Origin of the sequence: Aedoeadaptatus acetigenes (genome assembly GCF_025566985.1) — a bacterium.
In the GTDB taxonomy this organism is placed as follows: Bacteria; Bacillota; Clostridia; order Tissierellales; family Peptoniphilaceae; genus Aedoeadaptatus; species Aedoeadaptatus acetigenes.
Window position 1 is genome coordinate 43,538 of the sequence record NZ_JAOQJD010000014.1, and the last position, 19,983, is coordinate 63,520.

The 19,983-nt window shown below is 52.9% G+C and carries 20 protein-coding genes and 1 other RNA gene; all 21 read left to right on the forward strand.

Going from position 1 to position 19,983, the window contains the following annotated elements; all coding sequences use genetic code 11:
• The first annotated feature begins 50 nt into the window (after positions 1-50).
• Complete coding sequence (gene floA / locus OCV31_RS08180; RefSeq protein ID WP_148474196.1) at positions 51-1,043, forward strand: flotillin-like protein FloA; 993 nt, start codon at positions 51-53, stop codon at positions 1,041-1,043.
• A complete protein-coding gene (locus OCV31_RS08185; RefSeq protein WP_148474198.1) occupies positions 1,040-1,555 on the forward strand; it encodes a hypothetical protein in 516 nt (171 codons plus the stop codon). Before floA ends, OCV31_RS08185 begins: the two co-directional genes overlap by 4 nt.
• Before the next feature lie 11 nt (positions 1,556-1,566).
• Positions 1,567-2,604 (forward strand): PhoH family protein, encoded by a 1,038-nt coding sequence (locus OCV31_RS08190; RefSeq protein WP_394800652.1) that lies wholly within the window; start codon positions 1,567-1,569, stop codon positions 2,602-2,604.
• A complete protein-coding gene (gene ybeY, locus OCV31_RS08195; protein ID WP_148474200.1) occupies positions 2,591-3,055 on the forward strand; it encodes an rRNA maturation RNase YbeY in 465 nt (154 codons plus the stop codon). The genes OCV31_RS08190 and ybeY overlap by 14 nt, the downstream gene beginning before the upstream one ends.
• Entirely contained in the window at positions 3,042-3,746 is a 705-nt protein-coding gene (locus OCV31_RS08200) for a diacylglycerol kinase (RefSeq protein WP_148474202.1), read from the forward strand. Before ybeY ends, OCV31_RS08200 begins: the two co-directional genes overlap by 14 nt.
• Before the next feature lies 1 nt (position 3,747).
• The gene (locus OCV31_RS08205; protein WP_148474204.1) at positions 3,748-4,164 is read left to right on the forward strand and encodes a cytidine deaminase; all 417 of its coding nucleotides are present in this window, start codon (positions 3,748-3,750) and stop codon (positions 4,162-4,164) included.
• On the forward strand, positions 4,157-5,053 hold the full coding sequence (gene era / locus OCV31_RS08210) for a GTPase Era (protein ID WP_267303901.1): 897 nt from the start codon (positions 4,157-4,159) through the stop codon (positions 5,051-5,053). Before OCV31_RS08205 ends, era begins: the two co-directional genes overlap by 8 nt.
• Positions 5,034-5,744 (forward strand): DNA repair protein RecO, encoded by a 711-nt coding sequence (recO, locus tag OCV31_RS08215; protein WP_148474209.1) that lies wholly within the window; start codon positions 5,034-5,036, stop codon positions 5,742-5,744. Before era ends, recO begins: the two co-directional genes overlap by 20 nt.
• Before the next feature lie 13 nt (positions 5,745-5,757).
• Entirely contained in the window at positions 5,758-6,645 is an 888-nt protein-coding gene (gene glyQ, locus OCV31_RS08220; protein ID WP_148474211.1) for a glycine--tRNA ligase subunit alpha, read from the forward strand.
• Positions 6,638-8,731, forward strand: coding sequence for a glycine--tRNA ligase subunit beta (gene glyS, locus OCV31_RS08225; RefSeq protein WP_148474213.1), 2,094 nt, complete (start codon positions 6,638-6,640; stop codon positions 8,729-8,731). Before glyQ ends, glyS begins: the two co-directional genes overlap by 8 nt.
• Before the next feature lie 7 nt (positions 8,732-8,738).
• Positions 8,739-9,362, forward strand: a complete 624-nt coding sequence (locus tag OCV31_RS08230) for a helix-turn-helix transcriptional regulator (RefSeq protein WP_267303902.1) — start codon at positions 8,739-8,741, stop codon at positions 9,360-9,362.
• Complete coding sequence (locus tag OCV31_RS08235; RefSeq protein WP_108831934.1) at positions 9,352-10,185, forward strand: pyruvate, water dikinase regulatory protein; 834 nt, start codon at positions 9,352-9,354, stop codon at positions 10,183-10,185. The genes OCV31_RS08230 and OCV31_RS08235 overlap by 11 nt, the downstream gene beginning before the upstream one ends.
• An 8-nt stretch (positions 10,186-10,193) precedes the next feature.
• Positions 10,194-11,219, forward strand: a complete 1,026-nt coding sequence (locus tag OCV31_RS08240; RefSeq protein WP_148474215.1) for a deoxyguanosinetriphosphate triphosphohydrolase — start codon at positions 10,194-10,196, stop codon at positions 11,217-11,219.
• Positions 11,220-11,234: 15 nt separating this feature from the next.
• Positions 11,235-13,007, forward strand: coding sequence for a DNA primase (gene dnaG, locus OCV31_RS08245; RefSeq protein WP_148474217.1), 1,773 nt, complete (start codon positions 11,235-11,237; stop codon positions 13,005-13,007).
• An 8-nt stretch (positions 13,008-13,015) separates the two neighbouring features.
• Positions 13,016-14,116 (forward strand): RNA polymerase sigma factor RpoD, encoded by a 1,101-nt coding sequence (rpoD, locus tag OCV31_RS08250; RefSeq protein WP_148474234.1) that lies wholly within the window; start codon positions 13,016-13,018, stop codon positions 14,114-14,116.
• Entirely contained in the window at positions 14,113-14,781 is a 669-nt protein-coding gene (locus tag OCV31_RS08255; RefSeq protein WP_148474219.1) for a tRNA (adenine(22)-N(1))-methyltransferase, read from the forward strand. The genes rpoD and OCV31_RS08255 overlap by 4 nt, the downstream gene beginning before the upstream one ends.
• Positions 14,756-15,511 (forward strand): Nif3-like dinuclear metal center hexameric protein, encoded by a 756-nt coding sequence (locus OCV31_RS08260; RefSeq protein ID WP_148474221.1) that lies wholly within the window; start codon positions 14,756-14,758, stop codon positions 15,509-15,511. The genes OCV31_RS08255 and OCV31_RS08260 overlap by 26 nt, the downstream gene beginning before the upstream one ends.
• Before the next feature lie 25 nt (positions 15,512-15,536).
• Positions 15,537-15,862: RNase P RNA component class A (gene rnpB / locus OCV31_RS08265), an RNA gene on the forward strand.
• A gap of 93 nt (positions 15,863-15,955) precedes the next feature.
• Complete coding sequence (locus OCV31_RS08270) at positions 15,956-17,098, forward strand: CapA family protein (protein WP_267303904.1); 1,143 nt, start codon at positions 15,956-15,958, stop codon at positions 17,096-17,098.
• Between the two features lie 43 nt (positions 17,099-17,141).
• Positions 17,142-18,479 (forward strand): S-layer homology domain-containing protein, encoded by a 1,338-nt coding sequence (locus tag OCV31_RS08275; RefSeq protein WP_148474225.1) that lies wholly within the window; start codon positions 17,142-17,144, stop codon positions 18,477-18,479.
• Positions 18,480-18,836: 357 nt separating this feature from the next.
• Positions 18,837-19,983: YSIRK-type signal peptide-containing protein (locus OCV31_RS08280; protein WP_267303905.1), on the forward strand; the 1,147-nt coding region annotated here is incomplete at its 3' end.

Genomic DNA, 19,983 nt, shown 5'->3' on the forward strand with positions numbered 1-19,983 from the left:
TATAAGAAAAACGCAGCAGAAATAATTGATTTATCAGAGGAGGGATTCCAATGGGACTCGGTACTATTTTCGGCGCAATCATCGCCTTTGTCATCGTCGTCTTTTTACTCGTCGTACTCACCATGGTGCCCATCGGTTTGTGGGTGACGGCCTTTTTCTCCGGCGTAAAAGTGCGGATGAGCGACCTCATCGGCATGCGCCTGCGCCGCGTAAAACCCCGTCGAATCGTAAACCCTATGATCAAGGCCACGAAAGCCGGCATGGGCTTAAACATCGGCTCTGTCGAAGGTCACTACCTGGCCGGGGGCAATGTGGACGCCGTTGTTGATGCGCTCATCGCCGCCCAACGGGCCGACATAGAATTGAATTTTGAAGAGGCCGCCGCCATCGACTTGGCGGGCAGAGACGTTTTGGAAGCGGTGCAAGTGAGCGTCAATCCGAAAGTGATCGAGACGCCGAAGATTTCCGCCGTGGCCCAAGACGGCATCGAAGTCTTGGTCATCGCCAAAGTGACCGTGCGGGCCAATATCGACCGCCTCGTCGGCGGGGCCGGTGAAGAAACCATTATCGCCCGGGTCGGCGAAGGCATCGTCACCACCGTGGGCTCGTCGAGAACCTACAAGGAAGTGTTGGAAAACCCGGATAATATTTCTCGCGTGGTCCTCGAAAAGGGATTGGATTCGGGCACGGCCTACGAAATTTTATCCATCGACATCGCCGACGTGGACGTGGCGCGAAACATCGGTGCCCGTCTGCAAACGGACCAAGCGGAAGCGGACAAGCGCATCGCCGAAGCGAAGGCATCGGAACGCCGCTCCATGGCCATCGCCAGGGAACAGGAAATGCGCGCCGAAGTGGAAGCCATGCGCGCCCGCGTCGTGGAAGCTCAATCGGAAGTGCCCAGGGCTTTAGCGGAAGCATTGAAGTCCGGAAATCTTTCCGTGGGCGGTTACTACGAGCTTGAAAACCTAAAGAGCGACACGGCCATGCGGGAAGCCATCGCCGGCGGAGACAAAAAGAAAATCGACGAGGCAAGTGAATGAACAGCCTCCTTCCCATTCTCCTCATCGCGCTCTTCGGTCTGATTAAAAGCCGTATGGAAGAAAGCAGCGGCACGGAGGCGAAGAAGAAATCCCATGGCGTGGGGCTGCCCGATGAGATGCAGCAGGCCATAAAACAATTTCAGGGAACAAAGGAAAAAACGGGAAGAGGTAATGGCCGGGAGGCGGATTACAAGGATCTGCCCATCGAGGTGCAGCGGGCCATAAAAAGTTTTCAACAACCCGAGGCAAAGGCAGCGAAAAAAGAAACCCGCGCTCGGGAAAAAGAGCGGCTGAAAAAGAAACGGCAAATGGATGACGCGGCATTAAAGCAGGCCACGGAAGCGGCCCTTGCCGCCGATCGTGCCAAAGAAGAGGCTCCCGTCGCGCCCCAAGCGGCAGAGCCGGAGGCCGCAAAGCCCTCGCCATTTGCCGCCATCGAAAAATTCGACGAGGCCTACCGGCCGTTTATTTACAGCGAAGTATTCAACAAACCCAAGTGTAAACGTAAGTAAAGGAGACGTTTTTGCAAGATCAATTAGCTATCGGCATCAGTGAACCCAAGGTGTTAAAGGAATTATTCGGTCATTTAGACGAACATACGAAAATGATCGAGGAGGCTTTTTCCGTGACCATTCGCCAGGAAGACGACGGCCTCACGGTAAAAGGGGAAGAGGGCCCGGTGAAACAGGCGGGCATCGTCCTTGAAAATTTAATCGAAGCCATCCACAAGCAAAAGCGCGTGGACAAAAAAGACGTGGCATACAGCATCGACCTGGTACAGGCGGGCATCGAAGACAGCTTCACCTCCCTCCTGGACGACGTCATCGTCTACACGGAAATGGGCCGGCCCATTCGCCCGAAAACCTTGGGGCAGAAGCGTTACTTAGATGCCATCAGAAGTCACGACGTGGTCTTCGGCATCGGTCCCGCCGGCACGGGAAAGACCTACATCGCCATGGCCAACGCGGTGAAGGCCTTTAAGGAAAAAGAAGTCAACCGCATCATCCTCACGCGCCCCGCCGTGGAGGCCGGCGAAAGCTTGGGCTTTTTGCCCGGGGATTTGCAGATGAAAGTGGATCCCTACCTTCGCCCCCTCTACGACGCCCTTTTCGAAATTCTGGGCCAAGACGCCTTTCAAAAGTATTTGGAAAAAGGCCTTATCGAAGTGGCGCCCTTGGCCTACATGCGCGGGCGCACCTTGGACAATGCCTACGTCATATTAGACGAGGCGCAAAACTCCACCAACGAGCAGATGAAAATGTTTCTGACCAGGCTGGGCTACGGCTCCAAGGCCATTATCACCGGGGACGTGACCCAAATCGACTTGCCTCGGGGCAAGCAATCGGGCCTGAAGAGCGTGCTTAAAATCTTGGACGGCGTCAAGGGCATCGAGATCATTCGCCTGGGCCGAAACGACATCGTGCGCCATCCCTTGGTGCAACGGATCATCGACGCCTACGACCGCTTCGATCGGGAAAAGGAAAAACAGGCTGAAGAATCGAAAAGCAAAGACGGTAAAGACAACAAGGACCAAAAGGGGAAGGGCCATGACCGAACTTAGCCTCTATATGGACGATCGGCAAGAGACCATCGCCTTGTCGGAAGAAGACAGGGCTTTAATTCAATCCCTTATTTCTTTCGTCGTTCCGAAAATCGCCGAAGAGGCACAGGTGGAAGTCTCCGTGAGCTTCGTGGAAGACGAGGAGATCCGCGCCCTAAATCGAGATTTTCGCGGCGTGGACAAGGTGACAGATGTGTTGAGTTTTCCCATGGACGAGGTCTACGGCGACTTTAGGAACCTGGGCGATGTAATAATCAACACCGCCAAGGTGAAGGAGCAGGCCGAGGAATTCGGCCACGGCTACCGCCGGGAGCTCACCTACCTTACGGTACACAGCCTGCTCCACTTAGTAGGCTACGATCACGAGGAGGCCGAGGAAAAGGCGGCCATGCGCGCCAGGGAAGAGGCGCTCCTCGCGGCATTCGAAGGGGAAGAAAATGAAGCGCGGTAACTTTATCAAATCATTTAACTTTGCCGTACAGGGCATCATCAGCTCCATTCATTCGGAGCGAAACATGAAATTTCATTACGCGGCGGCGCTGGGGGTTATCGCCTTCAGCCTTTTGTTTAATCTGTCCCGCATCGAATTTATCGCCCTGCTCTTCGCCGTCACCTTCGTCATCGTCTCGGAGCTTTTCAACACGGCCATCGAGCGCACCGTGGACATGGTGACCCAGGAATACCACCCCATGGCGAAACTCGTCAAAGACATCAGCGCCGGCGCCGTCTTGCTCGCAGGGATCAATGCGGCGGTGACGGGCTACTTGCTCTTTTTCGACCGGATCATTTCCTTTACCGATGTGGTCTTGGTTCGAATTAAAAACTCCGGGCCCCACCTGACCTTCGTGGCCATTATTATCGTCTTGATCTTGACCGTGGGCGCGAAGCTTTACAAGCGGGAACACGGGGGAAGCTACTTTCAAGGCGGCGCCGTCAGCGGCCATTCCGCCCTGGCCTTTTGCATGGCGGCCTCCATTACCTTTATTTCCATGAACGGATTTATCGCGGCTCTCGCCTTCGGCCTGGCCTTTCTCGTGGCGGAAAGCCGCATCGAAGGGGAAATACATAAGCCCATGGAAACCGTGGCGGGTGCCGTCTTAGGCATCGCCGTCGCCGTTATTATTTTTGTTTGGATGGGATAAAATGAACCGAAAAGAAATAATTCAAAAACTAATCGCCGCGGCAAAGGCGGCGCAGAAATCCGCCTACGTGCCCTACTCGAACTACGCCGTGGGCGCAGCCCTTCTCGCCGATGACGGCAAGATCTATACCGGCTGCAATATCGAAAACGCCTCCTTTACCCCCACGGTCTGCGCCGAGCGGGTGGCCGTCTTTAAAGCAATCAGCGAAGGGGCAAAGCAGGTGGAAATCATCGCCGTGGTGGCGGGCGAGGACATGGGCTATCCCTGCGGCGTGTGCCGCCAGGTGCTCCGAGAATTCGGAAAAAATGCCACAGTCGTCGTGGCGAAAGACGAAGAAAACTACCACGTTCACACACTGGACGAGCTCTTGCCCCACAGCTTCGGGCCGGAAAATGTAAAAGGAGATGTCGATGCATAAATCAGGATTTGTCAGCGTCGTGGGACGCCCCAATGTGGGAAAAAGCACGCTGTTAAACAGAATACTTAAGGAAAAACTGTCCATCACTTCAAACAAGGCCCAAACCACGAGAAATAAAATCACCATGATCCACACCGACGATCGGGGCCAAATTATTTTTCTCGACACGCCGGGGATTCAATCGCCGAAAAACAAATTAGGCGACTACATGTTAAAGACCAGCGTCTCCTCCATGGAAGGGGTGGACGTGATTCTCATGGTGGTGGACATGAGCGACTACCTGGGCCCGAAGGATCAAATGATTCTCGATGCCATGGAAAAAGAAGGGCGGGACATTCCGGCGATTTTAGTCATTAACAAAGTGGATGTGGCGCCGAGAGACGAAGTGCTTCCCATTATCGCGAAATTTGCCGCCATGAACCGCTTCGAAGACATCGTCCCCGTCTCCGCCTTAAACGACGAAAACGTGGATCATCTGGTGGACGTGATCTTCGAGCATTTGCCGGAAGGCCCCCAATATTTCCCCGAAGACATGATCACCGATCAGCCGGAGAAATTTATCGTCGCCGAATTGATTCGGGAAAAAGGCCTCTTCTATCTACGAGACGAAGTGCCCCACGGTTTGGCCGTGTCCGTGGACTCCATGAAAGAAGTGGAAGGAAAAGACCACATGGACATTCAGGCCACCATTTACGTGGAGCGGGATTCCCACAAGGGTATTATTATCGGCAAAAACGGTCAAATGCTGAAGCGCATCGGCACGGAGGCGCGAAAAGAAATCGAAGCCTTCTTAGGCGAACACGTGAACCTGCGCCTCTGGGTAAAGGTGAGCAAAAACTGGCGGGAAAAAGACGAGAAGGTCAAGGCTTTTGGCTACAAAGCGGATTGAGTGTCAGGGCGTGGTCCTCGCCGCCACGGCCTACGGCGAAAGCGACAAGATCATTCGCCTCTACACGGAGCGGGCGGGGAAGCTTTCCGTCTTGGTGAAGGGGGCCAAATCCCGCCGCTCCGCCACCGTGGCATTAAGCGAGCCCTTCACCTTCGGTCTCTATCGCCTCAGTGCGGGCAAGAGCTTTTACTACTTAAACAGCGGAAAAATCCTCCAGGCCAATATGGGCCTGAGAAACAATTACGACAACATGATCTACGCCTCCGCCCTGGTGGAGATCGTGGACAAAAGCAGCATGGAAGATGAGGGAACGGCGCGAATCTTTTCCTTAATACGAAAAGCCCTTCACGAACTTTCCTTAACGGAGGCGCCTCTTGCGGTGTTTCTCGGCTTCTTGATCAAGTATTTAAGCTTTATGGGCTACCGGCCCATGTTGCCCGAATCCGACGAAGGAAGCTACGTTTTTCTCTCCAACGCAGGCGCCGTCGAGGCCGAGGGGGCCGCCGGGGGAGAGCCTTTGGACGGGCGGGATATTTACACTTTGCGCCATTTGCTATATACTTCTTTAGATAAGATAAATTTGGAAGATGTGGATAAAACCACCTTGGAAAAAATTTATCGATTGCTGAAAGTCTACACCGTGGTCAATTTACAACTGGACAACATACAATCTCTACAGTTGAGGATGTAGAGGGGAGGAAGAAATGCATTTTCAAGGAATGATACAGAAACTACAAGAGTACTGGAACGATCAAGGCTGCACGGTACTGGAAGCCTACGACACGGAAAAAGGGGCCGGCACCATGAGCCCCCATACCTTTATGCGCACCTTGGGTCCCGAACCCTGGCGCACGGTTTACGTCGAGCCCTCCAGGCGGCCGGCGGACGGTCGTTACGGCGACAACCCGAACCGCCTCTACCAACACCATCAACTGCAGGTTATTTTAAAACCCTCGCCGGAAGATGTGCAGGAACTTTACTTAAAGAGCCTGGAAGTTTTGGGCATCGATCCCTTAAAACACGACATTCGCTTCGTGGAAGACAACTGGGAATCCCCGACACTGGGCGCCTGGGGCCTGGGCTGGGAAGTTTGGCTCGACGGCATGGAAATCACCCAGTTTACCTACTTCCAACAAGTGGGCGGCATTAACTGCGATTTGGAAAGTGCCGAGCTCACCTACGGTTTGGAACGGATCGCCATGTATCTGCAAGATGTGGACACGGTCTACGACATCGACTGGAACGGCCACATTAAATACGGCGACATCTTTAAAAAAGCCGAGTACGAACACTCCAAATACAGTTTTGAAATCGCCGACATCGACCTGCTCAAGCAATTATTCGATATGTACGAAAAAGAAGCGAGCCGCGTCCTGGATCTGGATCTGGTCCTGCCGGGCTACGACTTCGTATTGAAGTGTTCACATACCTTTAACCTACTGGATGCTCGAGGCGCCATTTCCGTTTCCCAACGGGCGTCGTATATTTCCAGGGTTCGGAACTTGGCTCGCCTGTCGGCGCAAAAATATATTCAACAAAGAGAAGCCATGGGCTACCCACTTATTAAGAACGGGGAGGACGATCATGAGTAATCAAGACAATATCTATTTAATCGAAGTAGGCGTGGAGGAGTTGCCTTCTTCCTACATTCGAAATGCCTTAAACGCCTTTAAGGATTTAGTGGAAACGGCGCTGAATGAAGCAAACTTAGGTTTCGATCACATCGACGCCTACGCTACGCCCCGCCGCTTGAGCCTCATGATTCACGGCATCGATGACACCCAAGGCGATATCGAAGATTGGGTCAAGGGCCCGGCAAAGAAAATCGCCTACAAAGAAGACGGCTCCGTCAACAAGCCCCTGGAAGGCTTTATGCGCAGCCAAAACGTCACGGAAGCGGATCTCGAAGTCCGCGAACTGAAGGGCAACGAATACATCTACGCCCACATTCACAAAGCCGGCGAGCCGGCGGAAGTGATTTTGGCGGAAATTATTCCCAATGCCATTCACCACATTCCCTTCCCGAAAAACATGCGCTGGGGCGGAAAAAACCTGCGCTTCGCACGACCCATTCGCTGGATTCTCTCCATGATGAACGACCGCGTCGTACCCTTTGATTTAGAAGGCATCACCCTGTCCAATGTGACCCGCGGCCACCGCTTCTTGGGCAGCAGCCACATCGAAATCAAGGACGTACGCGAGTACGAAGAAGCCTTGGAGAAAAATTTCGTCATCCTGGATCAGGACAAGCGAAAAGAATCCATTCTCTATCAAATCAACCACATGGCCAAATCCAACGGCGGCGAAATCCGAAGAGACGACGATCTTTTGGAAGAACTCACCTTTATCGTGGAATACCCCACGGCGGTTTTGGGCAATGTACAGGAAAAATTCCTCTCCCTTCCCGACGTGGTCATTACGACACCCATGCGGGAACACCTGCGCTACACGCCGGTTTACAGCCCGGAAGGGGATTTGCTTCCCTACTTCATCACCATTCGTAACGGCAACGAAGAATACGCCGATGTCGTAGCCGAAGGCAACGAAAAAGTATTGGAAGCTCGATTGGAAGACGCCCGCTTCTTCTTCGACAACGACAGAGAAAAGCCTTTGGAAGATTATGTAAGCCAATTGGGCGGCATCGTCTTCCAGGAAAAATTGGGAACCATGGCGGACAAGACAGGACGCATTTCCGATCTCGTGGCCCGAATCGGCGAAATTTTAGCCGTCGGCGACAAGACCGTGGAATCGGCCAAGCGCGCCTGCTACCTTTCCAAGGCCGACCTCATGACCAATATGGTTCAGGAATTTACGGAGCTTGAAGGCATTATCGGAAGCATTTACGCCAAGCTCGACGGCGAAGAATCTGTCGTATCCGACGCCATTCGCGAACAATACATGCCCGTAGCCAGCGGCGCGGATCTTCCGGAATCTACCACCGGCACCATCGTGTCTTTGGCGGACAAATTCGACACGATCTGCGGCCTCTTTGCCATCGGCGAAGTGCCCACCGGAAGCCAAGACCCCTTTGCCCTTCGCAGAAAGGCCATCGGTATCTTGCGCATGATCAACGAAAAACACTGGGAATTAAGCCTGAGCGACTGCATCGACGCCTCCCTGTTCTCCTTCGTGGATTCCATGGGGCTGGTCTTCGACAAAGAAGAAGTGCGCAAGCAAATTCTGAAATTCTTCCGTGGCCGCATCGACACCATGTTGGACGCCGACGGCATTCGCTACGACATTATTCAGGCATTAAATGACATCGACGGCGAAGACAGCCTGCGCGTCTTTGAAAAGGCACAAGCCATGCAAAACTTCTTCACAGGCGGCGACCGGAAATCCTTCCTGGAAGCCGTAACCCGGGTGGAAAACATCGCCTCGAAAAACGAACCGAAGGATAAAACGATCGACGAAGCCATTTTAACGGAAGAAGAGCGGGCCCTTTACGACAAGGTCCTGGCAGTGGAAGCGGAACTCGACGAAGCATACAGAAAACGGGACGACGCAAGGTATTTGGCGCTGTTGGATTCCTTAACCGACGCCATTCACCTGTACTTCGACCGCGTCATGATCATGGCGGAAGACGAAGGCCTCAGAAACAATCGCCTGGCTTTGATTCAACGAATCGACGCCTTGGTACAACGGGAGTTTAACGGAAACCAAATCGTCGAAGGGTAGGTGCCCGGTGAAACTGAGTAAACGGCAAGAGCAAATCATTCAAATCGTTCGAGAAGAAGGGCCCATTACCGGCGACGACATCGCGGGAATTTTGGACCTGGCCAGGGGCACCATACGCAACGATTTAAGCGTGCTCACCATGCTCGGCTATCTGGACGCCAGGCCCAAGGTGGGCTACTACTACAAGGGCGATCCCACGAATCTTGAAATGCGCAAAATTTTAGACGGCATTCACGTGGAAGAGATCATGAGCGTGCCCGCGGTTCTCGACGAAAAGGCCAGCGTCTACGACGGCATCTGCGCCGTTTTTCTCGAAAACATCGGTACCATCTTCATTACCCGCCAGGGTTTTCTCGTGGGATGCGTGTCCCGAAAAGACCTGCTCCGCTCGGCCATCGGCCAAGTGGATCTTGAAAAGACGCCCCTTTCCATGATCATGACCCGCATGCCCAATATTATTTCCATTGGGCCGAAGGATTCCGTTTACACAGCCGCCCAAGCCATCGATCAATGGGAGATCGACGCCCTGCCCGTGGTGGTAGGGGAGGAGCAGCTGAAAGTTGTGGGCCGCTTGACGAAGACGAATATTAACCGCTTAGTTGTAGAATTAGGGGGAGACGATGAATCTTGATTCCGTACGCGACGACTCGAAACTGATGGTCTACGTCATTAGTGACAGCATCGGTGAAACCGGCGAGTTAATCGCCAAGGCCTCGGTAAAACAATTCGACACGAAGGATTTCGCCATTAAGCGCTACCCCTATACCAACAGCGTGGAACAGGTAAAGCCCTTGCTCGAAGAAGCTGCGGCCCAAAAGCGGGCACTGGTTGTCTACACGAATGTGGACACGGAAACCCGCGCCTACATTAAGAGAAAAGAAAAGGAATTAAACCTGGCCATGGTGGACGTGATGGGCCCGCCCATGGACAAGCTGGAAACTCTTTTGGGCTATGAGCCCATGCGTCAGCCGGGCTTGATCCGTCGCTTGGACGAAAACTACTTTAAAAAAGTGGAGTCCATCGAATTTGCCGTGCAATACGACGACGGCAAGGATCCCCGCGGCGTGGTGAAGGCGGACATCGTCCTCGTCGGCGTGAGCCGCACCTCCAAGACGCCCCTGTCCATGTACTTGGCCAACAAGCTTTACAAAGTGGCCAATGTGCCCTTGGTGCCGGAAGTGCCCGTGCCCAAGGAAGTCTACGAAAAAGACAAGCGCAGGCTCTTCGGCCTCATCGCCAATTCGGAAAAACTCTACACCATCCGGGAAGAGCGGCTCCGGGCGCTTGGATTAAATTCCTCGGCGAAGTATGCCAATGTGGACCGCATCAAAGAAGAAGTGGATTACTCCGTGCAGATCATGAAAGACATCGGCTGCACCATTATCGACGTGTCCAACAAAGCCATTGAAGAGACGGCGGAAATCATTAACGATTACATGATTTCCCGATTTTAGGAGGGCCTATGCTTCAGCGAGAGCGATGGGAAAAAGTTGAAGAGGCGATTTTAGACGAACGGGCCGCACACGCCGCCCGTTCCAAGGGCCGCAGAATGCCGGAGCCCGAGTGCGACATGCGCACCTGTTTTCAACGAGATAGAGACAGGATCATTCACTCCAAGGCCTTTCGCCGCCTGAAACACAAGACCCACGTCTTTATCGCACCGGAGGGAGACCATTACCGCACTCGCCTCACCCACACCTTGGAAGTGGCGCAGATCGCCCGCACCATGGCCCGGGGCCTTCGACTGAACGAAGATCTGGTGGAGGCCATCGCCTTGGGCCACGACTTGGGCCACACCCCCTTCGGCCACTCCGGAGAAGCGGTGTTGAAGCAATTGCACCCGGGTGGCTTCGATCACGCCGCCCACAGTTTGCGTGTGGTGGATCTCTTGGAATCGAAAGGGGATCGGCCGGGGCTGAATCTCACCTGGGAAGTGCGGGACGGGATCTTGCACCATTCCAAAGAGCAGGCCGTGAATCCGGCCCACACCTTGGAAGGGCAGATCATTAAATTTGCCGACCGCATCGCCTATTTAAATCACGACATCGACGATTCCATTCGCGCCGGCGTTCTCTCCATGGATGCCATCCCGAAAGACATCGTCGACACGTTGGGGGCGAGCCATTCCGATCGCATTACCTGCATGGTAAAGAGCGTCATCGAGGCAAGTGAAGGGACGGATGAAATCACCATGGATCCCGCCATTTACGCAGCCATGTCGGATCTGCGCAACTTTATGTTTCAGCGGGTGTATTTCAATCCCACGGTGAAGAGCGAAGACGGGAAGGTGGAGCGGCTTATTCGGGATCTCTACGCCTATTTCATGGAACAGGTCGAGGCGATTCCCGAAGCCCATGTGGCTTTCTCCAAGGCCCACGGCATGAGCCGAGCGGATATGGTCACCGACTACATCGCCGGCATGACCGATCGCTTCGCCATTAATGTGTGGAAGGAACTTTACGTGCCCAAGGATTGGCACAGTTTGTAGAAAGCAGGTGGCAATATGGCTTCGATCATCGACGATGAAATTATTCAGCGGGTAAAAGAAGAGAGCGATATTGTCGAGTGGATCGGTCGATACACAAAACTTGAGAAAAAAGGAAGAAATTACATGGGTCTTTGTCCTTTTCATACGGAAAAGACCCCTTCTTTTTCTGTGCAGCCGGATAAGGGCTACTACCACTGTTTCGGTTGCGGCGCCGGCGGCGATATAATCAAATTTCTCATGGAAAAAGAGGGCCTGGGCTTTATCGAAGCCGTGGAGAAATTGGCGGAAGACCTTCACATCGACTTAAAGCCTTCCTTCAGAGACACGGAGGCGGAAAAAAAGCGGGCCCGCATGGTGGCCATGAACCGGGAGGCGGCCCTTTACTACATGGAAATTTTGAGCCGCAATCCCCACAGCCTGAACTATTTAAAAAACCGCGGCATCGCAAGAGACATGATCATGGCCTTCGGCCTGGGTTTCGCCCCTGCCGGCGGCGATCAACTCTTGGGCCACATGAAGGAGAAGGGCTACGAGGAAAAAGAGCTCTTCGACGCGAACCTTCTCTCCTACAATGAGGAGAAAAACCATTACTACGATCGCTTCAGAAACCGCCTGATCTTTCCCATTATCGACAGAAAATCCCGCGTCGTGGGCTTCGGCGGCCGGGTTCTCGACGACAGCTTGCCGAAATACTTAAACTCCTCGGACACCCTGCTCTACAAAAAGAGCCGGGAGCTCTACGGATTAAATCGCGTCATGAAAGTATCGGATCGCTCACGGATTCTTTTGGTGGAAGGCTATATGGACGTGATCTCCCTTCACGCGGCGGGGATCGGCTACGCCGTGGCGAGTTTGGGCACTTCCCTCACCCGAGAGCAGGCCCGGGTGATTAAGCGCTACGGCAAACAGGTCTTTATCTGCTACGACGGCGACAATGCCGGGCTTCAGGCCACGAACAGGGCCATCGACATCTTGGCTGCGGAAGACATTCGCCCGCGCATCGTCGTGCTGGAAGGGGGAAAAGATCCCGACGAATACATTCGGGACTACGGAAAAATCGCCTTTGAAGGCAAGCTGAACCGGGGCCTTTCCTCCATCGAGTTTCAGGTACAAAATCTGGAAAAAAATTTTCAACTTGAAGACGCCGCTTCCCTCTCGGAATTTTTAAAAGGCGTCACGGCCATTTTGTCGAAGGTGAAAAGCCCGGTGGAGCGGGACGTCTTCGCGAAGAAATTCGCCGAGACCTATGGCGTACGCCCCGAATCCTTCGAAGGAGAAATCCGCCGGGGCAATCTGAATCGGCCAAAGAAAGCGGCGACAACGCCTCAGTCGGATCCCATGGAAAGCTTGTGGCTCAGTCTCTTGCAGTACGGCCTGGAAGACAAAGATTTTTTCGCCATTATCGAAGCGAAGGATCAGTGGAAATTTGTGGCAGGAGAAAGCTGGGGCCTCATGTTTACCACCATGGCGGATCTCTACAAAGAGGACCTTCCGCAGAAGGAGCGCAAGGGGCAATTTTTCGATGCCTATCCGGAGATGAAAGACCGTTTTTATCGCCTCACAAAGGGTATGGATCTAATACAGGGTGAAGCCATCGTCGGCGAGCTGATCGACCGCATTTATGCCGAAGGGCTCAGGCTTCGCAGTCAGAAATTACTACACGATATAGAACATATGGAACAGGCCCATGAGGCGGACGAGAATCAAAGTCTGCCCGAGAAATTATATGAACTCAACGAAATAAACCGACGTTTACAGGAAGTAGAAAAGGGGACGAATCATAGATGACGAACAGTATGGATCACAAGGATCAACTCCACCAATTTGACGAACACATTTTGGAAAAAGATCCGGCCATTGAAAAGTTATTTAAAAAAGGCGTCAAGCACGGCAGTTTAACGGCAAAAGAAGTCATCGATGCGCTCGATGACGTGGATTTATCCAGCGATGAAATGGACGACATCTATGCGGAGTTTGAAGATCTCGACGTGGAAATTTTAAAAGACGACGAGGAAAAAAAGCATAAGGCGACGAAAAAGAAGAAAGAACCCACGGAAGTCAAAGGCGGCAGCGTGGACGATCCCGTGCGCATGTATTTAAAAGAGATCGGAAAGATTCCCCTCTTGGAGCCCGACGAAGAAGTGGCCATTGCCAAGCGCATGGAAGAAGGCGACGAGCTGGCCAAGCAGGAATTGGCCGAAGCGAATTTGCGTCTCGTGGTAAGTATCGCCAAGCGCTACGTGGGCCGAGGCATGAGCTTTTTGGATTTAATTCAAGAAGGCAATTTGGGTCTCATGAAGGCCGTAGACAAATTCGATTATAAAAAGGGCTTTAAATTCTCCACCTACGCCACTTGGTGGATTCGCCAAGCCATTACGCGTGCCATTGCCGATCAGGCGCGGACCATTCGTATTCCCGTGCACATGGTGGAAACCATCAATAAATTGGTGCGGGTACAACGGCAATTGGTGCAAGATTTGGGCCGGGATCCGCAACCGGAAGAAATCGCCGAAGAAATGGGCATTACCGTGGACAAGGTGCGTGAAATTCAAAAGATCGCCCAAGAGCCCGTGAGCCTGGAGACGCCCATCGGCGAAGAAGAGGATTCCCACTTAGGCGACTTTATTCCCGACGACGACATCCTCTCTCCTCAAGAGGCGGCCACCTTTATTCTCCTGAAGGAACAATTAGGCGACGTCCTCACCACCTTGACGGAAAGAGAAAAACAAGTGCTCACCCTGCGCTTCGGCTTGGAAGACGGTCGCGCCCGCACATTGGAAGAAGTGGGCAAGGAATTTGACGTGACCCGGGAGCGGATTCGTCAAATCGAAGCCAAGGCATTGAGAAAGCTGCGCCACCCGAGCCGCAGCAAGAAACTGAAAGACTTTTTGGAATGATTGAATCGTCGAAGCGGCTTACGGCCGTCTTTCATATGACCCCGGCGGTTCACTGTGTGGGAGATATAGGCTGCGACCACGGCTATATCTCCCACGCCCTTTTAGAGACAAACAGAGCCGAGAAAGTCATCGCTACGGACATTTCCGCCCCGAGCTTAAACAAGGCGGCTACACTTCTGACAGGGGCCTTTTGCGGCCGTTTCGAAACCCGCTTGGGCGACGGCTTTGCTCCCATCGCCGAGGGAGAAATTCAAGGAGCCATTATTATGGGCATGGGCGGCCAATTAATCGCCGACATTTTGGCCCGGGGAAAAGACGTGGTGAATTCTCTGGATTGGTGCATCGTTCAGCCCATGCAGGGGGCGGAGGACCTCTTCGATTACTTGAACAGATCGGGCTTTGAATTAATGGAATCAGATCTCGTGGAAGAGCGGGGCAAATTTTATCCCCTCATGAAAATCGCAGCCGGCGGAAGCGATGTTTTTTCCTGGGAAGATTTTATTCATTGCGACGACTTTCTGCCCATGGCGGAAAAAGAAAAAGCCCGCCTCGAAGGCGTGGCCCGCGCCGTGGAAGTGAGCGGCAAAAAGGATTTAATCGACAAGGTGAAAAGGGACGTGGAAAGATGGGAGGCATACATTGAACTGTGTAGAAATCATCAATAATTTGCGCAAATGGGCGCCGGAAGAGCTTCAGGAGCCCTGGGACGCCAGCGGTTGGCAGATTAAGCTTGCGGATCGCGACGTGACGAATGTGGTGGTGGCCATGGACGTGGTGCCGGAGGTGGTGGATCTCGCGACGGAAGTCGGCGCGGAATTGATTTTAACCCACCATCCCTTTCTTTTCGGCGGCCTTTCCAATGTGGCGGAAGAGACGACGAAAGGCGCCATGGTGGTGGATTTAATTCGCCGCGGCATTTCCGTCTACTCCGCCCACACCAATATGGACAAGGCCAAGGGCGGCGTAAATGATCAGTGGATCGACAAGCTCGGGCTTAAAAATGTCCGCGTCTTATCGGAAGAAGACGAGCTGGGAATCATCGGCGAAAACAACATGAGCCTCACCGATCTCAAGGCCGTCTTTGAAGCCGAAGCCATCGACAATGTGCGGGGCTACGGCAAAAAGAAAGAGGCGGTGGACACCATCGCCTTCGTCGGCGGAAGCGGCGCCGATTACATCGACGAGGCGGCCCTTCAAGGCGCCGATGTGCTCATCACCGGGGATGTAAAGCACCACGACGGCCAACACGCCGCGGAAATCGGCCTCATGGTACTGGACATCGGCCATTTCCACAGCGAAAAGGCCATCTTAATGGCCATGGCGGAGTGGGTGGAAGAAATTTCCGGCGCCAGTGCCCACGTGGTGATGAATTCCCCCTTCGTCTTTGAAATCTGAAACCGAATATGGTAAAATAATTCGTCGAGTACGTCAGTTAACTGCGCGTAGCGAGGAAAGTCCGTGCTCCACAGAGCGAGAATGCCGGATAACGTCCGGTGGGGGCGACCCCAAGGCTAGTGCAACAGAGAGATACCGCCTGCAAAGGTAAGGGTGGAAAGGCGAGGTAAGAGCTCACCAGCGCACAGGCGACTGTGCGGCTATGTAAACCCCATTCGGAGCAAGACCAAAGAGGGAAAAAGGCGGCTGCTCGTCGTCTCCGGTAGGTAGGTCGCTAGAGCTTTCCGGCGACGGAAAGACCAGACAGATAGTTAACCGATACAAAACACGGCTTATAGACGTAGTCGACGAAAGCGGGGGAGACCCCGCTTTTTTAGTGCAAAAATTATGAAAAGACTGATACAATAAATACGTGAATGAATGAACAGAAGAAAAGGAATGCTGATGAAAACAATTCGACTCTTTTTATTGGCGGCGCTACTCATTTTAACGGGCTGTGAAGCCGAAGGGCCGCCGCAGAAAGAAAAAAAGATGGTGCCCACGGAGGTGAGCCTCGTCGCCTTCGGGGATTACATGATGCACCGGCCCCAGATCAACGCAGCGAGGCGGGGCGAGGGCTTTGATTTTACCGAGGACTTTCGCTACGTGAAGCCCTTTATCGACGATGCCGACATTGCCATGATCAATTTGGAAACCACCTTAACCGACGGGGCGAAGGGCTATACCACCTTTCCCATGTTTGCAACGCCCATAGAAATAGCACGGGACTTGAAGGCCGTGGGCTTCGACGTGGTGTCCACGGCCAACAATCACGCCTACGACACCTTCGGGCCCGGTGTGGAGAATACCTACCGCGCCCTCGCCGAGGCGGGCATGGATGTGGTGGGTACCGGCGAGGAGGAAGCGAAGCCCCTCATCAAAACCGTGAACGCCATCAAAATCGGCTTTCTCTCCTACACCTACGGCCTCAACGGAAACGACGGGGTGATGAAAAACAGCGACAAGCCCCACGCCGTGGCCATCTATTCCGAAGAAAAGGTGGACGAGGACATGGCCGCATTAAAGGCGCAAGGCGTCGATGCCGTCGTCTGCTTTATGCATTGGGGCGAGGAGTACACGAAGGCGCCGACGGCCGCGCAGAAAAAGCAGGCGGCCTATTTGGCGGAAAAAGGCGTGGATATTATTTTCGGAAGCCATCCCCACGTGCCTCTCGCCATCGATAACATCGCGCGGGGCGACAAACACACCTTCGTCGCCTACTCCATGGGCAATTTCGTCTCCAATCAGCGGCGCGAGTACATGAATATGAGCCGCGTGGAGACGGGGCAAATGGTGCGGGCGCGCCTCAGAAAAGACGAGATGGGCACGAAAGTCGTGGCCTTTCAGCCCGACGCCCTCTACGTGGACAAACATTGGGGTGAGCATCTGTACTTCCACGTGCTTCCCGCGGAGGCCGTATTGAGCGGTGAAATTCCCTGCCCGAGGCGCGATCAAGTGAGAGGGCGGCTGGAAGAGACCGTGAAGGCCCACAGGGAACGTATCAATCCCGATTTGATTTTATCGGTGTGTAACGACAAGAACGATTAAAGGACACGAAAACAGACGTAGCAAAAAAACTGAAAGGAATACAATGAAACGACTCAATCGCGTGGCGGCATTTATACTCATCGTCGCCATCCTTCTTACGCCGGGAGCGGCCTTTGCCGCAACTGCGCCGACCATCAGCGCCCAAGGGGCCATCGTTATGGACTACGATACGGGGCAGGTGCTCTACGAAAAAAACGCGGATACGCCCCGTTCCGCCGCCTCCATGACAAAGGTCATGACCGCCTACATCGTCCTCGACGCCCTGCGCACCGGCGAAGCTACATGGGACACGGTGATCCCCATTTCCGACAATGCCCGCAACCAGTCCCCTTGGGACAAGACGGACTTCGCCGAAACGGAGCGCCTCGGCGATTTGTTTGAACCCTACTTGATTCGCAGCAACAATCAAATGGGCATCGCCATCGGAGAATACTTCGGCGGCGGAAGCGAGGCCACCTTTGCCGAGCGGATGAACGAAAAGGCGAGATTACTCGGCATCGACGCCTACTACACCGAGGCCAACGGCCTGAAGCCCAATCGCGTCACCCCCAGGGCACAGGCCCTTTTGACCCGCGCCATTATCAGCGACTACCCGGAGATATTAAACACCACCTCGAAACATCAGACAAAATATAAAAGCGAAATCTATCGCTCCACCAATCAGTTCTATCGAAAATTTCGTCGCTTTAAGGGAATCAACGGATTTAAAACGGGCACGGCGTCCTACTCCGGCCAATGCCTCACGGCAACCTACACGAAAAAAGGCCGCCGGTTGATTTCCGTGGTCATGGGATCCAAGGGAACTGACGGGCGCTACCACGACACCATGGTTCTATTGAATTACGCCATGAGCCGCTACATGACCTCTCCCTGGGCGAAGGATGTGCCGAGCCGGGCGAACCACGCAGGAATCAACACCGCCGCCTACCGCGGCCTTACGAGCTTTCAAGGCAGAGAGGCCATGAACCGCGGCGAGTTTACCCTCTTAATGGGCCTCGCCCTTCGCCTACCTATGACGGAAGCAGGCGGTGGCTTTCCCGACGTGGCTGCCGATGCCTACTACGCCAAAGCCGTGGCGGCGGCGAAAAATGCCGGGCTCATCGACGGCTACGAAGACGGCAGCTTCCGCCCCGAACGCTTAATCAGCCGGGAAGAAATGGCGAAGATCCTTTTCGTCGCCATGAAATACGACGTCACATTTTACGATTTGCCCTTTACGGACGCGGCGGCCATCGGCCCCGTCTTCCGGCCTGCTGTGGCAAATTTGACGGCGCGGGGGATTCTACACGGCAAGGACGGAAACCGATTCGATCCCAAGGGCACGGCGAGCAGAGAAGAAGCAACCCAAATGATGCTGAATTTAAAAAGCCAATTGAATTAAAATAATTAAAAAATAAATGATAAAACATAGATGATAAAGCCCTCACCGCGGAAAGAAAGCGGAAGAGGGCTTTTTCATTTACAAAATAAAATTCACGACCTATCGACGGAAGGAAACTATTCATTTCGATTGAAATTTAGGAATAAACGGAAGATGGCACGACGTAAAAATCGTCGAGAAAAAAACAAATGATAAAATACGAAAGTAGTACTTGATAATTATTATCGTAATAGTTATAATCAGAAATTGAGAGATGATAGTGTACATGGCAACTTTGAAATAGGTCTGCTATGGAAAAATACATAGAGTTTGACCTTCCTCAAAGACGCCATTTTGTTTTTAAATGAAGGAGGAAGAATGAAACAGAAAGAGCAATGCCCTCGTTACGGCATGCGAAAATTATCGGTCGGTTTTGTCTCATGCCTTTTAGGCTTTACCTTAATTGCCGGGTTTATTCCGGGCAAATCCTATGCTTCCGGCGCGGGCGGAAATGATCTGTCGGCGGCAAAGCGCAATGGAACCGTGGTCGAATACCGCTTGACGAGCCATCACGGCAAGCATGACAAAGTCGATGCGAAATCTTCGGCAACGTCAAACGAAGACGTGCAAAGAAAATCGGTAGAATATGACAGGGAAAAAGCAAGAATCAAATGGAAAGCATTAAAACACGAAATAAGCGATATTGACGGCCTGTGGATCAACGGAAACCAATACACAAAAGGCAGAAAAAAAGACAAACTCCATCGGGGACAGTATTACTACGATAAAGGAAAAGTTTACATAAACCCTGGACTCCGAAAGGGCGACGTAGTCAATCTGAAAATCAAGGGAAAGGACAATGGATTTAAGTATGACGGACGTAATTTAAACGCCATTAAGGATAAAGACCTATTTCCTCTTAGGACACCCAATCCAATAAAAGTCGGCGATCCCAACGCGCTGACGAAAGCGGAAAAACAAGAAATAATCAGACAAGTAAAGCAGCTGAATCCCCATGCAGAGAAATTTGAATATAACGGCAAGTATTTGATCTTATATTATCCGGACGGCAGTCGATGGGGCATTCGACTGGCAACGATTCTGGTGAAAGATGAATCGAAAGCGAGTGAAAAAGAGTTAGTCAAGGCGAAAGAAGAAGCCAAGGCCACCGTTGATCAGTTGGATGAGCTGAGCAAGGACGAAAAGACCGATGCAAAAACATCCATCGATCAAGCCGCTGACAAAGAGGCCATCGACAAGATTGTCAATGGAGCCAAGCAAACCAATAACGAACGTGCACAGGCAAAAAAAGAGTTAGCCAAGGCGAAAGAAGAAGCCAAGGCCACCGTTGATCAGTTGGATGAGCTGAGCAAGGACGAAAAGACCAATACGAAAGCATCCATCGACCAAGCCGGTGACAAAGAGGCCATCGACAAGATTGTCAATGAAGCCACGAAAACCAATAACGAACGTGCACAGGTCAAAAAAGAGTTAGCCAAGGCGAAAGAAGAAGCCAAGGCCACCG

Bases quoted from the DNA above. Each gene is read 5' to 3' on its own strand.
- floA (WP_148474196.1), top strand. From the start codon at position 51: ATGGGACTCGGTACTATTTTCGGCGCAATCATCGCCTTTGTCATCGTC.
- OCV31_RS08185 (WP_148474198.1), top strand. From the start codon at position 1,040: ATGAACAGCCTCCTTCCCATTCTCCTCATCGCGCTCTTCGGTCTGATT.
- ybeY (WP_148474200.1), top strand. From the start codon at position 2,591: ATGACCGAACTTAGCCTCTATATGGACGATCGGCAAGAGACCATCGCC.
- OCV31_RS08200 (WP_148474202.1), top strand. From the start codon at position 3,042: ATGAAGCGCGGTAACTTTATCAAATCATTTAACTTTGCCGTACAGGGC.
- OCV31_RS08205 (WP_148474204.1), top strand. From the start codon at position 3,748: ATGAACCGAAAAGAAATAATTCAAAAACTAATCGCCGCGGCAAAGGCG.
- era (WP_267303901.1), top strand. From the start codon at position 4,157: ATGCATAAATCAGGATTTGTCAGCGTCGTGGGACGCCCCAATGTGGGA.
- glyQ (WP_148474211.1), top strand. From the start codon at position 5,758: ATGCATTTTCAAGGAATGATACAGAAACTACAAGAGTACTGGAACGAT.
- glyS (WP_148474213.1), top strand. From the start codon at position 6,638: ATGAGTAATCAAGACAATATCTATTTAATCGAAGTAGGCGTGGAGGAG.
- OCV31_RS08235 (WP_108831934.1), top strand. From the start codon at position 9,352: ATGAATCTTGATTCCGTACGCGACGACTCGAAACTGATGGTCTACGTC.
- OCV31_RS08240 (WP_148474215.1), top strand. From the start codon at position 10,194: ATGCTTCAGCGAGAGCGATGGGAAAAAGTTGAAGAGGCGATTTTAGAC.
- dnaG (WP_148474217.1), top strand. From the start codon at position 11,235: ATGGCTTCGATCATCGACGATGAAATTATTCAGCGGGTAAAAGAAGAG.
- rpoD (WP_148474234.1), top strand. From the start codon at position 13,016: ATGGATCACAAGGATCAACTCCACCAATTTGACGAACACATTTTGGAA.
- OCV31_RS08255 (WP_148474219.1), top strand. From the start codon at position 14,113: ATGATTGAATCGTCGAAGCGGCTTACGGCCGTCTTTCATATGACCCCG.
- OCV31_RS08270 (WP_267303904.1), top strand. From the start codon at position 15,956: ATGAAAACAATTCGACTCTTTTTATTGGCGGCGCTACTCATTTTAACG.
- OCV31_RS08275 (WP_148474225.1), top strand. From the start codon at position 17,142: ATGAAACGACTCAATCGCGTGGCGGCATTTATACTCATCGTCGCCATC.